This window comes from Bacteroidota bacterium, from assembly GCA_013360915.1.
In the GTDB taxonomy this organism is placed as follows: domain Bacteria; phylum Bacteroidota; class JABWAT01; order JABWAT01; family JABWAT01; genus JABWAT01.
Genome location: JABWAT010000002.1, coordinates 486,142 through 499,604 on the forward strand (window position 1 = coordinate 486,142; position 13,463 = coordinate 499,604).

Consider the following 13,463-nt stretch of genomic DNA (forward strand, 5'->3'; position numbering starts at 1 on the left):
ATAATCTATGGATAACTGGATGACCCGACTCAGTATACTCGTATTCGCTGCCGTGCTGGCAGTGGTTCTTCATGTGGTTTCATTTCCCGATCACGGAAACAATGTGGTGTGGGCATCTGCACCCGATACCAGGCCTTCCGCTCAGGGAAGTGATTCGTCGGTGACCTTGGCCCTGAAGCCGAATCACCCGTCGGTCGCCAAGTTTTCAAGCATCATTCTGTCGAAAAACCATTACGCCCCACGCCCGCTGAATGATTCACTTTCTGCAGCCATCTATCAGCATTTTCTGAAGTCGATGGACTACTCCCGCTTATATTTTCTCAAGTCCGATATCAATGAATTTGAATCACTGAGGTACCGGTTGGATGACATGATCACCGGCGGAGAGCTCGATCCTGTCTTCACCGTTTTTAACCGTTTTCTTGAGCGGTTCCGGAACCGGATGTCCTACGCCCTGTCTGTTTCGGACAGTGCTTTCAACTATGATGCAAACGAGGATTTCCTGGTCGATCGGGAAGAAGCCGGCTGGTTTACCAGTCAGGCCGAACAGGATCAGTACTGGCGCCAGCGGGTGAAATATGAAATTCTTTCCGTGATGGTGAATGGAAAAGATTCCCTGGCCGCCGAAACAGTGAAAAAGCGATACCGTAATTTACTGAAGCAGTCCTACCGGTATAAAAGCGATGAAGTGTTTCAACTGTTTATGAATGCTTATACTGAATCACTCGATCCTCACAGCAATTACTTCTCACCAAGAACCTCTGAGAACTTCCGCATTAACATGAGTTTGTCCCTCGAAGGAATTGGCGCACAGTTAATTCAGGACAATGATTATGTTCAGATCAGAGAACTGATTCCGGGTGGTCCGGCAGCCATGAGCAAGACCATTCAACCAAAAGACCGGATTTTGGCCGTGGGGCAGGGAGATGAAGGTGAAATGGTTGATGTGGTGGGATGGAGAGTGGATGATGTGGTTCAGCTGATCCGTGGTCCCAAAGGTACCGTGGTCCGGTTGCTGCTGGTTCACGATGGAGATCCCGTTCCCGGGGGTGGTTACACCATCCGGTTGGTTCGCGACAAAATCAAGCTTGAAGAACAGGCTGCCAAAAGTGAAATCATTCCCATTAAGGTTAACGGCAGGGAAGAGAAAGCCGGAATCATTCATTTGCCGACCTTCTACACTGATTTCGAAGGAAGAAACGCACGCCGGCCCGACTTTAAGAGCACCACAAGAGATGTGGCCATGCTGATCGATTCGATGAAAACCGCCGGAATCACCTCCCTGGTGATGGATCTGCGGCGGAATGGCGGTGGTTCCCTCGATGAAGCCGTTGAACTCACTGGTCTTTTTATCGATCAGGGTCCGGTGGTGCAGGTCAGACATTATAACAACAAGGTCAACATCAACACAGATACCAATGAGGGTGTGGTCTGGAATGGTCCGCTGGTGGTGATAATTGACCGTTACAGCGCGTCTGCTTCAGAAATTTTTGCAGCAGCCATTCAGGATTATGGCCGTGGAATTATCATCGGTGAACCGTCCTTCGGAAAGGGAACCGTGCAGACACTCGATAATCTTGGAAGGTACATTGCTGGTCCTTCCTCGGGTGATTTCGGCCAGTTGAAATATACCATTGCCAAATTTTACCGGGTCAACGGCGGATCTACCCAGATGAAGGGAGTCACTCCGGATATTGAATTCCCGGTATCGGTTTTTTCATCAGAGGTTGGTGAGCGGACCGAACAAAATGCACTTCCCTGGGATGCGATCGCACCTGCGAAGTATGAACCCGTCAGGGAGTTGGAGCCGGTTATCGGGAAGCTGACCCGTCAATCAGAATCCAGACGATCCGCCAATCCGGAGTTTTCATGGATCCTTTCCGATAAAAACGAAAACCAGGCAGAAGAAAAACGGAAAGTGGTTAAACTGAACCGTGCAGCCATGGAAAAGGAACGGGACCTGCAGACGGAGAAAAACAAACTTCGGAATGAAGAACGTAAAAAACGGGGAACCGACGAGAAATCCGATCCGGTACTGATCGAGGCCGCCTGGATTGGTCACGATCTCGCTGCTGCACTGACCGGACGCTGACTTCATGTTCAAGCGGATCAGCAATAAGGTGATGATCTGGGACCGCCGGATCATCACTCAGATCATGGAACGGAGAAAGTCTGGCTTTACCCGTTTCATGAAGCTGATGACCCGCGCCGGCGATGGCTGGCTGTATCCGGTTCTTGCGGTCTGGCAATTCGCAACTGTAACGGTCACCTTCCGGTGGTTCCTGACCGCCCTTTTTTCGTATATCATCGAAATGACCTTCCAGCTGACCATTAAAAATCTGAGTGGCCGGCGCCGACCCTTTAACCGGTTTCCTGGAATCAAGAATCTGGTTGCTCCCCCTGATCAATACAGTTTTCCGAGCGGGCATACAGCGGTTGCCACCGTCTCTGCCATTATTTTTTCGGTGGGATATCCGCCTGCAACCCCGGTATTTATTGTTTTTGCGGCCCTGGTCGGGTTTTCGAGAGTCTATCTCGGGGTGCACTATCCGACCGATGTCATCGTTGGGGTTCTCCTTGGCATCTTCTCGGTTGCGATGGCCTGGCTGCTTGCCGGGTCATTGGAGCCCCTGTTTCCTCCTGCCATCAGCGGCTGGTTCCCGCTGAACGCCTCCTGAATCACGTAACATTTCTTAACATTCCCGTAATTTCTGCTTGAAACTGGTTCCTGACCTTTGTAAGTGTTAAGAGAAGGTCAATGATATGAGCGAAATGCTGGTCAGACTTCAGCGATGGGATGAGAAGTGGATATGGAAACTGGTTTCCGGGCGGACGGAACGTCTGAACCGGTTTATGAAGCTGATGTCATCCCTTGGTGATGGTTACCTCTATGTGCTGGCGGCCCTGGCAGTTTACGGTCTGACGGGATTGTCCGTTGAATGGATGCTGTTTACCGTTATTGCATTCTCTGTTGAACTGATTTCATATAAACTGATTAAATCGGGAACCACCCGCCCTCGTCCTTTTCAGAAAAATGCCGATATCGTTAATCTGGTGATTCCGCCGGATCAATACTCGTTTCCCAGCGGACATACGGCTGCAGCCACGGTGGCAGCGGTCGCCTTTGGAATGATGTTCCCGGTAGCCATTCCATTTCTGGCCGGATTTGTGGTACTGGTGGCAGTCTCCCGTGTTTACCTCGGCGTTCATTACCCCACCGACGTGCTTGTTGGTTTTGCGCTTGGCCTGTTCAGTTGCGGAGTCGCCAGCCTCATAACCGGCTTTCCGGCCTGATCACCTCCCAATGACCGGTTTAACCGGTTTTTATTTGTTTCCAAACGATCGTTTTCCTATCTTGCAGGCTTACCATCATAATCGCCTTCGCAATCGATTAACTGGTAAACTGGATTCTTGGAGATAGAATGAGCTTAGAAAGTTCTGTTAAAACTGAAATCATCGGAAAATTGGGTTCAAGTGCGAAGGACACGGGTAAAACCGAGGTTCAGATTGCCATTTTTACCCGTCGGATCAATGATATTACGGATCACCTGAAAAGTAATCCGAAAGATCACTCCGGGCGCCGTGGGCTGATGCTGCTGGTCGGAAAACGCCGGCGGTTGCTTGATTATCTGATGAAGAAGGATATCAACCGGTATCGGACCATCATTGCCGAACTGGAAATCCGGAAATAATTCAGGGAAAAAGGGGAAGGTCTTCCCCTTTTTCGTTTATTCTCCCCGAATTCAATTCACAAAAAAACCTACAAATACCAGACATGTTGTCTGTTGGAGATACGAATGATCGTCAGTAAACAAATGACCCTTCCTGATGGACGGGTGCTTTCCATCGAAACCGGGCGTGTGGCCCGCCAGGCCAACGGAGCCGTTATGGTCCGTCTGGCAGATACCATGGTGTTAACCACGGTATGCGCTTCCACTGATGACGGAAGCAACAATGACTTTTTCCCGCTTCAGGTTGAATACCGGGAAAAGGCAAGTGCAGCCGGTAAAATCCCCGGCGGGTTTTTCAAACGCGAAGGAAAACCCTCAGAAAAAGAAATTTTGTCCGCCCGTCTGATTGACCGGGCTTTGCGTCCGTTGTTTCCTGAAGGGTACCGTTCAGAAACCCAGGTGGTGGCATCGGTATTTTCATCCGATCAGGTAAATGATGCGGATGTGTTGGGTGGCATCGGAGCTTCCGCTGCCCTCGTGGTGTCAGATATCCCGTTCAATGGTCCGATCACCGAAGTCAGAATCGGGCGGATCAATGGCGAGTTTGTTGCGTTCCCGACGGTCAGCCAGCTGAAATTATCCGATTTCGATCTGACTGTTGCCGGTTCTGATGATTCCATTGTCATGGTGGAAGGCGAAATGAATGAAGTATCCGAAGCCGATATGCTCCGGGCAATTGAATTCGCTCACGGTGTCATCCGCCAGGTAAATGCCATTCAGCGCGAAATGGCCGCAGAAGTTAAACCTGTCAAGAAAGAACTGGTTATCAAGCCGGTCAATCAGGAACTGCTCGATGCGGTAAAGGCTCTTTCCTATCAGCGCCTGTCCGACCTGTATCACAAGGATACCACCAAACAGGAACGGAATAATGGCCGTAAGCAGATACAGGACGAAACCTGGGCGTCACTTTCCGAAAAATATGCAGACCTCCAGAAGGAAGTCTTTACCCTGATGCACGATTTCGAATATGAGATCATGCGGGAAATGATCCTGAGCGAAAGCAAACGGCTCGATGGCCGCGATCTGGTGACCATCCGTCCGATTTCCATCGAAATTGGTTTAATTCCGCGTTCTCACGGATCGTCGCTCTTTACCCGTGGTGAAACCCAGTCTCTGACGACGGTTACACTTGGTTCGAAAAAGGACGAGCAGTCCATTGACGACATCATGGGATCTTCGAATAAACGATTCATGCTTCACTACAATTTCCCTCCGTTTTCGGTTGGTGAAGTGGGTCGCATGAGCGGCGTTGGCCGCCGGGAAGTCGGACACGGGAATCTGGCCGAACGGGCTGTTAAAAAGGTCGTTCCTGAAGAAACCTCATTCCCTTATACCATCCGGGTGATGTCTGATATTCTTGAATCAAACGGCTCCTCCTCGATGGCCACCGTTTGCGCAGCCTCACTGGCGCTGATGGATGCCGGGGTTCCTCTGAAAAAGCCTGTGGCCGGAATTGCCATGGGTCTTATAAAGGAAGGGTCCCGTTATGCCGTTCTGAGCGATATTCTGGGTGATGAAGATCATCTGGGTGATATGGACTTCAAGGTGGCCGGTTCTGAAAATGGTATCACTGCTATTCAGATGGATATCAAGATCACCGGAATCACGCTTGAAATTATGGAAAAAGCTCTTCACCAGGCCCTTGCCGGACGCAAGCACATTCTGGGTAAGATGAATTCCACCATCAACGTTCATAAGAACGAATTGTCGGCCTTTGCTCCGAGACTCTTTACCATTACCATTCCAGTTGATACCATCGGAATGGTGATCGGACCAGGCGGTAAAAACATCCGGGCCATTATTGATGAATGCAAAGTTGAAATTAACATCGAAGACGATGGTCGCGTAACCATTGCTGCACCCAACGGTGAAGCCGCAGATAAGGCCATCGGCCGAATCCGGACCATCGCAGGTGTCTTTGAACCAGGAGAAATTTTCCGCGGAGTGATTAAACGGATCGTCAACTTTGGCGCATTCGTTGAAATTGCACCAGGAAAGGAAGGCCTCCTGCACATTTCAGCCGTAGACCACAAACGTCCTGAGCGGGTGGAAGATGTCCTGAAAGTGGGTGAAATTGTTGAGGTTAAACTGATGAAAGTGGATGGCCAGCGACTGGAACTCAGCCGCAAAGCCCTGATGCCGAAGCCGGAACCTCAAAACTGACCAATTGGTTCACAAACCGGAAGCCCGTCTGAAGAGGCGGGCTTTTTTTTTCTATGATCACCACCACTTTTCATCGGTTCAGGTTACCCAACGGTCTTCAGGTCGTTGCGGAGGAGATTCCCTGGGCTCAGTCTGTTCTGATCAGTATCTGGATAAAAGGCGGTAGCCGTATTGAGGATCCCCGGGTTGCGGGCGTTTCTCATCTGGTCGAACACCTGGTCTTCAAAGGTACCCGTTCAAGAAAAATTCATCAGATTGCCCATGGGATTGAATCGGTGGGTGGTTATATCAATGCAGTCACCGATAAGGAAAGTACCTGCTTCTATGCCAGGGTTCCTTCTGACTTTCAGGAAAAAGCCATCGATATTCTGACCGATCTGGTTTTCTTCCCGGTTATCCGGCCGTCCGACCTTGATAAGGAAAGACAGGTGGTTCTGGATGAACTGATGGGAATTGAAGATACACCGGATGATTTCATCAACGATTGGTTTGAAGAAGTCCTGTTTGAAGGAACCGGTCTGGCACATCCGGTAATCGGAACCCGTGAAACGGTTGAAAAAATCGGTATTGGTGACTGTCACCGGCTGATTCACTCCCATCACCAACCGGACTCTGTTCTGATTACCGTTACCGGCAGGTTCAACCGCGATCTCCTCGATAAACAATTGAACCGGTTTACCCGGGATCTGGGTGCATTTCACCAACCGGTTGATCCGGTGGTTACCTCAGGGGTGATTCCCGCTAAAGTGTCTTCGGAACCCATGAGGAAGCCGATTAGTCAGAGCCACCTGATGTTGGGACGAAAAGGGGTTTCCGTTGATGACCGTGCCTCCATGGTTCAGTTATTGGTCTCCAATTGTCTGGGAGGCGGAATGAGTTCGCGTCTCAATCTGCGGATCAGGGAAAAGTACGGATTTTGTTATCACATTTACTCGTCGGTTAATTTTTATTCTGATACCAGTGCCTTTTCGGTGTATGCGGCCACCGAACCGGGCAAAACAAAGAAGTTAAATTCTCTCATTGACCAGGAACTTGACCGGCTGCAGACCGACGGAATCAGTGAGAGGGAACTCGGAATGCAGAAAAAAGCCATGCGTGGCAATCTTCTGATCAATTCCGAAAGTCTCACCGCACGCCATCAGATTCTCAGCCGTACCGAATTGACCCTCGGGCACTACCAGACATTTGAAGAGCAGGTGGCTGAAATCGAATCCATCACCGTGAATGACATCCGGAAATGGCTCGATGAATACCCGCTGACCACGGGGTTATCAAGGGTTGATATCATCGGGGAAGGTTGATTTTGCCTACCTGCCCGATTAACTTGACAAGTCTGAATTCACGCAAAAAACCATGAAGGAACCACTATGATTATCGGAGTCCCAAAAGAAATAAAAACGATGGAGAACCGCGTGGGTCTCACTCCAATGAACGTTCATGCACTGGTACAGGCCGGGCATACCGTTCTGGTTGAGAGTCATGCAGGAGAGGGGTCCGGATTTGCAGACGTTGATTATATTTCGAACGGAGCCAGAATACTTCCGACGCCGGCTGAAATTTACCAGCAGGCCGATATGATTGTGAAGGTGAAGGAACCGATTCAGCCAGAATATCCAATGCTCAGAGAAGGGCAGATCATCTTCACCTATTTTCACTTTGCTGCATCACGCGAACTGACCGACGCCGTGATTAAAAGCAAATGCATTGCCATTGCTTACGAAACCGTCCAGAAGACAGATAAAAGCCTTCCGCTGCTGACTCCCATGAGTGAAGTGGCAGGCCGGATGGCCATTCAGGAAGGGGCCAAATACCTTGAAAAGGCCATGGGTGGCCGGGGCATTCTGCTTGGCGGCGTTCCTGGGGTTGCACCTGCACAGGTGGTGATACTCGGAGGTGGTGTTGTGGGCATGAATGCGGCCAAAATGGCGGCTGGAATGGGTGCCGATGTGACCCTTCTCGATATCAATATAGACCAGATGCGCTATCTGGATGACATCATGCCTAAAAACGTCAGAACGGTGATGAGCAATGCATATAACATCCGGCAGGCTGTTATAAATGCTGATCTGGTCGTTGGTGCGGTTCTCCTGCCCGGAGCGAAAGCCCCCAAACTGGTCAACCGGGACCTGATCAGGGAAATGCGCCCGGGTGCAGTGGTGGTCGATGTGGCGGTTGATCAGGGAGGATGTATTGAAACCTGTACCCCAACCACCCATGAAAACCCAACTTATGTGATAGATGGTGTGATTCATTACTGTGTGGCCAATATGCCGGGAGCCGTTCCTTTCACATCCACCATTGCGCTTAACAACGCAACCTTACCCTATACACTTCAGCTGGCTAACAAGGGCTGGAAGAAGGCCTGCTCGGATAACCGCGAGTTGCTGCTCGGGTTAAACGTGGTGGCCGGAAAAGTGGTCTATGGCGGCGTGGCAGATGCTTTTGGTCTGACCCTTCATCCGGTTGAATCGGTGCTGGCCTGATGGGTGTTACCGTCCACTTTCAGAAATTGTCTCACTTCGGAGACCTGGAGCTTCCTGGTTATGCAACCGACCAGTCTGCGGGGATGGACCTGCGGGCGGCGGTTGCTGAACCTGTCATTCTGAACCCCGGTGACAGACGGGTGATTCCCTGCGGATTTTCCATGGAACTTCCAGCCGGGTTTGAAGCGCAGGTAAGGCCGCGAAGCGGACTTGCCGCCAAAAACGGCGTGACGGTCCTGAATGCACCCGGCACCATCGATGCCGATTACCGGGGTGAAGTCATGGTGATTCTTGTAAATCACGGTCAGGAGTCCTTTACCGTTCACCGGGGTGACCGGATCGCTCAGATGATCATTGCCCCGGTAAGCAGAGTGGAATGGGAAGTGGCATCCTCACTGTCCGTAACCCGGCGTGGTGAAGGTGGATTCGGACATACCGGCAAGCATTGACCCCATTCTCGGTTTCCATGATATCGGAGACCGGTTCGACTGGACGTTAAATGTTCTTCCGGCCGATCGGTTGAGGTCCATTGCCACCATTCCTGAAGTTATGAAAACCAGAACAGGATTTTTGTTTGATGATGGCTACGACTGTCTGTTAAACGAATCTGTTCAAAACCTGCTTCAGCCTTTCACCCGGTGGGTCAGTATCATTACCCAGGCCACCGGAGGGTCGAATTCATGGGATACACGTCCCGGCGGCGGCCAGAGAAAACATCTGAACGCCGGTGAAATCAGAACGCTGGCCGACCAGGGATGGATCATTCTGTCACATACCCGTTCTCACCGTGCGCTGACCGTTTTACCAGTCCTCGAGCAAAGGAAAGAATTGACAGAAAGCCGGGATGAACTGGAGCAGATCACCGGACGGAAAATCACCGGATTGTCTCTGCCGTTTGGCCGGTTTAATTCTGATGTGATCTCACTGGCAGGCGACTGTGGCTATGATCAGTTTTTCAGCAACCGTTACCAGACAGCACGGGTCAGACGGGTCCTGTCGGTTTACCGGTGGGACTCAAACCGGACCATCATTAACAAACTGAACCGCCACCCGGTTGAAATGTCCAGACTCTGGTTTATCAATACGTGTGCGTCGGGCACCATTGCTGTTCAATCGCTAAAACAAATGCTTTCTAAATGAGTGAAAAAAGCCTGATTCCCCAATTACCCGATGGCAAAGGTCCGGACCTGCTGGCCATGGTTGCCATGGTGGCAGCCTGCGTGATTCTCATTGCCATTGCCTTCCTGATTCCCGTTGAGACCGGACCATTTGTTCTGTCAGGTCTGATTGCCATCATTTTATGGCCTCATAAGCACCATCAGGCTGCCCGAAGCATCCTGTATGCCCTTGTTTTTATTCTGCTCATCTATATCATTTCTGAATTGCGGATCGTTTTGGTCCCGTTTATTATTTCGTTTATGGTGGCCTACCTGATGGCACCCATCATGTCCTGGTTGCGCCATTTTCGTATTCCGGCCGGACTGGCAGCCATGCTTGTTACTTTGATCTTCTTGGGTGGGCTTACTCTGGTCGGATTTGGAATTGGTCCCATTCTCATCGATCAGGTTAAGTCTCTGAGTACCCATGCCAAATCCATTTCGGAGTTTATTCCATCCTTGTTGGCCGATCCGGAAGTCCGGTCGGTTCTGATGAATCTGGGGCTGGATCCAACCGTCATTCTGACGAAATACAATACTCAGCTGATACCATCTTTGCAGAACTACCTCTTTGACTCAGATGGGTTGGTTACCAATTTTCCCACCTTGCTGAATGTGGTGGCCAACGTGGTTCTGATGCTGGTGTTTCTGCCATTTCTGCTGTTTTATTTCATGCGGGATTATGAAGAGCTCATTCACCGGTTTCAGGGGTTTATTCCGGATGAACGCAGGGAGTGGGTTGAATTTCACAGCCGTAAGCTTCAGCAGATTATTGCCACTTATGTGCGGGGTCAGTTGCTGATTGCCTTTATCGGAGGCGTGATCTGTCTGGTTCCTTTCCTGATTTTCTCCACACCATATGCGCTGGTACTTTCAATCGGATTCCTTTTCCTGTCTCTGGTTCCCTACGTGGGAGTGATTCTGATGCTGGTGATTGGGGTCTTGTTATGTACCTCCTCCCCAAATTTTCTGTTCCATGCCACGGTGGTGGTGGCCACTTTTCTGGGAAGCTCGGCCATCCAGAACTTTATTCTGACACCTAAAATTCTGGGTGATCGGGTCGGATTGCATCCTGTGATTCTGCTTCTTTCTATTTCCATTTTCGGTTACTTCCTGGGCATGCTTGGATTATTGATTGCGATTCCGCTCACCGCTGCCCTTAACACGTACTTTAAAGACTGGCTCGAAATCAAAAACCAGGAATTCGCCAGACAGTCAGCCTCGGGGACCCGCGGCAGAAAAGGGTCCGTTTCATGAGTCAGGTTATTGCCATTGTCGGCCGCCCGAATGTGGGCAAATCGACCCTTTTTAACCGGTTGCTTGGTCGCCGGATGGCGATTGTGCACGATATGCCGGGTGTGACCCGTGACCGTCACATTGCAACAGGAGAATGGGCAGGTAAACCCTTCACCCTGATTGATACCGGTGGCTTTGTACCCGATTCGCGGGATGAAATGGAAGTCGCCATCCGGGAACAATCCGAGCTGGCCGTCCGGCAGGCCGATGTATTGTTATTCCTGGTGGATGCCCAGACAGGCATTACCCGTCATGATGAACTGATTGCCACCGAATTGAGGAAATCCCGCAAACCCGTTTTTGTCGTGGTCAACAAAGTGGATGACAATGGCCGGGTGGGCGATATCTATGAGTTTCATAAACTGGCTCTTGGAGATCCGATCGGTATATCTGCCGTTCAGGGGTTGAATATTGGTGACCTTCTGGACCGCCTGACCGCGTCCTTTGCCACCGGACTGGTTCCGGAAGATCCTCGTTTAAAAATTGCCATTGTCGGTCGCCCGAATGTGGGCAAATCTTCCATGGTGAACGCCTTTCTGGGTGAAAACAGGCAGATTGTCAGTCCGGTTGCAGGAACCACCCGCGATTCGGTTGATACTGAGTTTAAGTATTTCGGTCATGACCTTATTCTGATCGACACTGCTGGCCTGAGGAAAAAAAGCAGAGTCAGGGAGTCGATCGAATTTTTCTCCACCGTCCGTACTCAGCGTGCCATGGAACGGAGCGACGTGGTGATTGTGCTGGCCGATGCAGGTGAGGGCATTACCGATCAGGATTTACGCGTGGTCAGTGAAGCCATCCGGTTGGGGAAGGGAATCATCCTTGCAGTAAATAAGTGGGACCTGATCGAAAAGACCCATAAAACCTACCGTGAAATGGAGGCCGACATTCTGGCCAGACTGGGAACCAACCGGTTTGTCCCGGTAATGTTTGTCAGTGTCCATGAAAAACAGCGGCTGCTTAAATTGCTGGATCTGGCCATTCAGGTGCAGGAAAACCGACGATTAAAAATTTCAACTTCAAAGTTGAATGAATTTCTTCTGCCGGTCATTCAGAAGACGCCGCCCCCCGCCACCATGGGTAAGCAGATCAAGATTAAATACATCACACAGATGGGGACAGAGCCTCCTGTTTTCGGCTTCTTTACCAATTTCCCCAAACTCATCGATGATGCCTACCGTCGTTTTCTGGAAAGGCAGATCCGGTCGAACTATGACCTGAGTGGTGTTCCGGTAAGAATGGTGTTTAAAAGCAAGAATCCGGATGCGGACCAGTAAACCACATGTGGTAATTGTGGGAGGAGTGGCAGCAGGGACTGCCGCAGCCGCTCATCTGAAACGTCTTGAACCCCGCTGCCGGGTTTCCCTGATCGAAAAGCAACCGGTAATTTCCTATTCAGTCTGTGACATTCCTTACCTGACCGATGGTCGTGCAGGCACCCCTCAGGACCTCATTGTTTACACTCCGGAACGGTTTTCCTCAGAAAAAGGGGTTCAGGTTTATACCAATTCGGTTGTAACCGCCATCGATATCAGACGCCGCCAACTCACCTGGAAGCATACCATTTTCCGCACAGAAGAAACCACCCACTGGGATTACCTGATACTGGCCACTGGCGTGGAGCCCATCCAACCATTCACAGGCAGCAATGTTTTCACTACCCGACAGTGGGATGAAGCCGCACGGCTGCATCAATTCCTGGAGTCTCAGACCGTCCGGAATGCGGTGGTAATCGGCGCCGGGCTTGCTGGTTGTGAAATGGCGGAATCCCTTGCCAGAAGGGGAATACGTGCGGTTCTGGTTGAAAAAGACAAGGATATTCTATCCCGCATGCTTCCTGAAACGCACAGCCGGCGACTTTCTGGTTTATTGCAGAAAAATGGGGTTCAGGTGATTTCCGGAACCAATGACTGGTCGCCCGTAACCGAGGGAAACCAGATAACCGGAATTCAGATTGGCAAAGGGGATCGGGTTCCGGCCGATCTGGTGATTCTTGCTGCAGGCGTTAAACCACCATCAGGAATTTCGGGCCTGGAAAATCTGCGAACCGATCAGGATGGTTATTTTCTGGTGGATGGAAAAATGAAAACCAGCTCGGACCGGATTTTTGCAATTGGTGATGGGGCGAGAGTTTCTGGGAAATCCGCATGGACCAGAGATCGGGACCTGCAACTGGCCACCCGTGCGGCGGCCATGGCCAGAAAAGCGGCTGAATCCATTATTGGAACAGATTCACCCTGGAAAGTCCCTGTTTTTCCGGTCGTGCTGCGCTTGTGGGATACCGAAACGGGTTCGGTGGGTTTTCTGGATGAAGAAGATGGTCTGGACTGTACCATGGAGATCTCACCGTTCAGCAGAACCGATCCCCGGAAGGGAACCATGCTGCTGACTCTTTTCTTCAGAAAAGGGTCTCAACTGATTACCGGTGGTGCCGTTTCGGGTCCGGAAGGATGTATGTCGGCTTTGAATCTGCTTTCTCTGGCAGTGAACCACCAGCTCACACTGCAGGATCTGATTCACACCGGTTATGCCTACCATCCGATGATTGCTCCCAGAGTTAACCCTCTTGTGATGGTTGCTTCAAAGGCACAAAAAATGATTAAACGGAACCGTTAATGAACACTGATTTGTTT

12 protein-coding genes are annotated in these 13,463 nt (G+C 50.7%); all 12 read left to right on the forward strand.

The features are described from left to right. The first annotated feature begins 7 nt into the window (after positions 1 to 7). The 12 genes from HUU10_05770 to HUU10_05825 all read left to right on the forward strand — a co-directional run bounded on the left by HUU10_05770 (position 8) and on the right by HUU10_05825 (position 13,446). Positions 8 to 2,092, forward strand: coding sequence for a carboxy terminal-processing peptidase (locus tag HUU10_05770; protein ID NUQ81102.1), 2,085 nt, complete (start codon positions 8 to 10; stop codon positions 2,090 to 2,092). 4 nt (positions 2,093 to 2,096) lie between these two features. Next, entirely contained in the window at positions 2,097 to 2,678 is a 582-nt protein-coding gene (locus HUU10_05775; protein NUQ81103.1) for a phosphatase PAP2 family protein, read from the forward strand. Between the two features lie 85 nt (positions 2,679 to 2,763). Next, a complete protein-coding gene (locus tag HUU10_05780) occupies positions 2,764 to 3,294 on the forward strand; it encodes a phosphatase PAP2 family protein (GenBank protein NUQ81104.1) in 531 nt (176 codons plus the stop codon). A 128-nt stretch (positions 3,295 to 3,422) separates the two neighbouring features. Further along, the gene (rpsO, locus tag HUU10_05785) at positions 3,423 to 3,692 is read left to right on the forward strand and encodes a 30S ribosomal protein S15 (GenBank protein ID NUQ81105.1); all 270 of its coding nucleotides are present in this window, start codon (positions 3,423 to 3,425) and stop codon (positions 3,690 to 3,692) included. Between the two features lie 105 nt (positions 3,693 to 3,797). After that, positions 3,798 to 5,894 carry a polyribonucleotide nucleotidyltransferase gene (locus HUU10_05790; protein NUQ81106.1) on the forward strand — a complete coding sequence of 699 codons (2,097 nt, stop codon included), beginning with the start codon at positions 3,798 to 3,800 and terminating at the stop codon, positions 5,892 to 5,894. Between the two features lie 53 nt (positions 5,895 to 5,947). Then, entirely contained in the window at positions 5,948 to 7,195 is a 1,248-nt protein-coding gene (locus tag HUU10_05795) for an insulinase family protein (GenBank protein NUQ81107.1), read from the forward strand. A gap of 66 nt (positions 7,196 to 7,261) precedes the next feature. Next, positions 7,262 to 8,377: an alanine dehydrogenase gene (gene ald, locus HUU10_05800; protein ID NUQ81108.1), complete on the forward strand. Its 1,116-nt coding sequence runs from the start codon at positions 7,262 to 7,264 to the stop codon at positions 8,375 to 8,377. Next, positions 8,377 to 8,826 (forward strand): dUTP diphosphatase, encoded by a 450-nt coding sequence (gene dut, locus HUU10_05805; GenBank protein ID NUQ81109.1) that lies wholly within the window; start codon positions 8,377 to 8,379, stop codon positions 8,824 to 8,826. Before ald ends, dut begins: the two co-directional genes overlap by 1 nt. Continuing rightward, the gene (locus tag HUU10_05810) at positions 8,789 to 9,517 is read left to right on the forward strand and encodes a polysaccharide deacetylase family protein (protein NUQ81110.1); all 729 of its coding nucleotides are present in this window, start codon (positions 8,789 to 8,791) and stop codon (positions 9,515 to 9,517) included. The genes dut and HUU10_05810 overlap by 38 nt, the downstream gene beginning before the upstream one ends. Continuing rightward, positions 9,514 to 10,791 carry an AI-2E family transporter gene (locus HUU10_05815; protein ID NUQ81111.1) on the forward strand — a complete coding sequence of 426 codons (1,278 nt, stop codon included), beginning with the start codon at positions 9,514 to 9,516 and terminating at the stop codon, positions 10,789 to 10,791. The genes HUU10_05810 and HUU10_05815 overlap by 4 nt, the downstream gene beginning before the upstream one ends. Beyond that, complete coding sequence (gene der / locus HUU10_05820) at positions 10,788 to 12,107, forward strand: ribosome biogenesis GTPase Der (GenBank protein ID NUQ81112.1); 1,320 nt, start codon at positions 10,788 to 10,790, stop codon at positions 12,105 to 12,107. The genes HUU10_05815 and der overlap by 4 nt, the downstream gene beginning before the upstream one ends. Continuing rightward, a complete protein-coding gene (locus HUU10_05825; GenBank protein ID NUQ81113.1) occupies positions 12,094 to 13,446 on the forward strand; it encodes an FAD-dependent oxidoreductase in 1,353 nt (450 codons plus the stop codon). The genes der and HUU10_05825 overlap by 14 nt, the downstream gene beginning before the upstream one ends. The last annotated feature ends 17 nt before the right edge of the window (positions 13,447 to 13,463 follow it).

Excerpts from the sequence above, each read along its gene's own strand:
- HUU10_05770 (NUQ81102.1), top strand. The coding sequence starts at position 8 with ATGGATAACTGGATGACCCGACTCAGTATACTCGTATTCGCTGCCGTG.
- HUU10_05775 (NUQ81103.1), top strand. The coding sequence starts at position 2,097 with ATGTTCAAGCGGATCAGCAATAAGGTGATGATCTGGGACCGCCGGATC.
- HUU10_05780 (NUQ81104.1), top strand. The coding sequence starts at position 2,764 with ATGAGCGAAATGCTGGTCAGACTTCAGCGATGGGATGAGAAGTGGATA.
- rpsO (NUQ81105.1), top strand. The coding sequence starts at position 3,423 with ATGAGCTTAGAAAGTTCTGTTAAAACTGAAATCATCGGAAAATTGGGT.
- HUU10_05790 (NUQ81106.1), top strand. The coding sequence starts at position 3,798 with ATGATCGTCAGTAAACAAATGACCCTTCCTGATGGACGGGTGCTTTCC.
- HUU10_05795 (NUQ81107.1), top strand. The coding sequence starts at position 5,948 with ATGATCACCACCACTTTTCATCGGTTCAGGTTACCCAACGGTCTTCAG.
- ald (NUQ81108.1), top strand. The coding sequence starts at position 7,262 with ATGATTATCGGAGTCCCAAAAGAAATAAAAACGATGGAGAACCGCGTG.
- dut (NUQ81109.1), top strand. The coding sequence starts at position 8,377 with ATGGGTGTTACCGTCCACTTTCAGAAATTGTCTCACTTCGGAGACCTG.
- HUU10_05815 (NUQ81111.1), top strand. The coding sequence starts at position 9,514 with ATGAGTGAAAAAAGCCTGATTCCCCAATTACCCGATGGCAAAGGTCCG.
- der (NUQ81112.1), top strand. The coding sequence starts at position 10,788 with ATGAGTCAGGTTATTGCCATTGTCGGCCGCCCGAATGTGGGCAAATCG.
- HUU10_05825 (NUQ81113.1), top strand. The coding sequence starts at position 12,094 with ATGCGGACCAGTAAACCACATGTGGTAATTGTGGGAGGAGTGGCAGCA.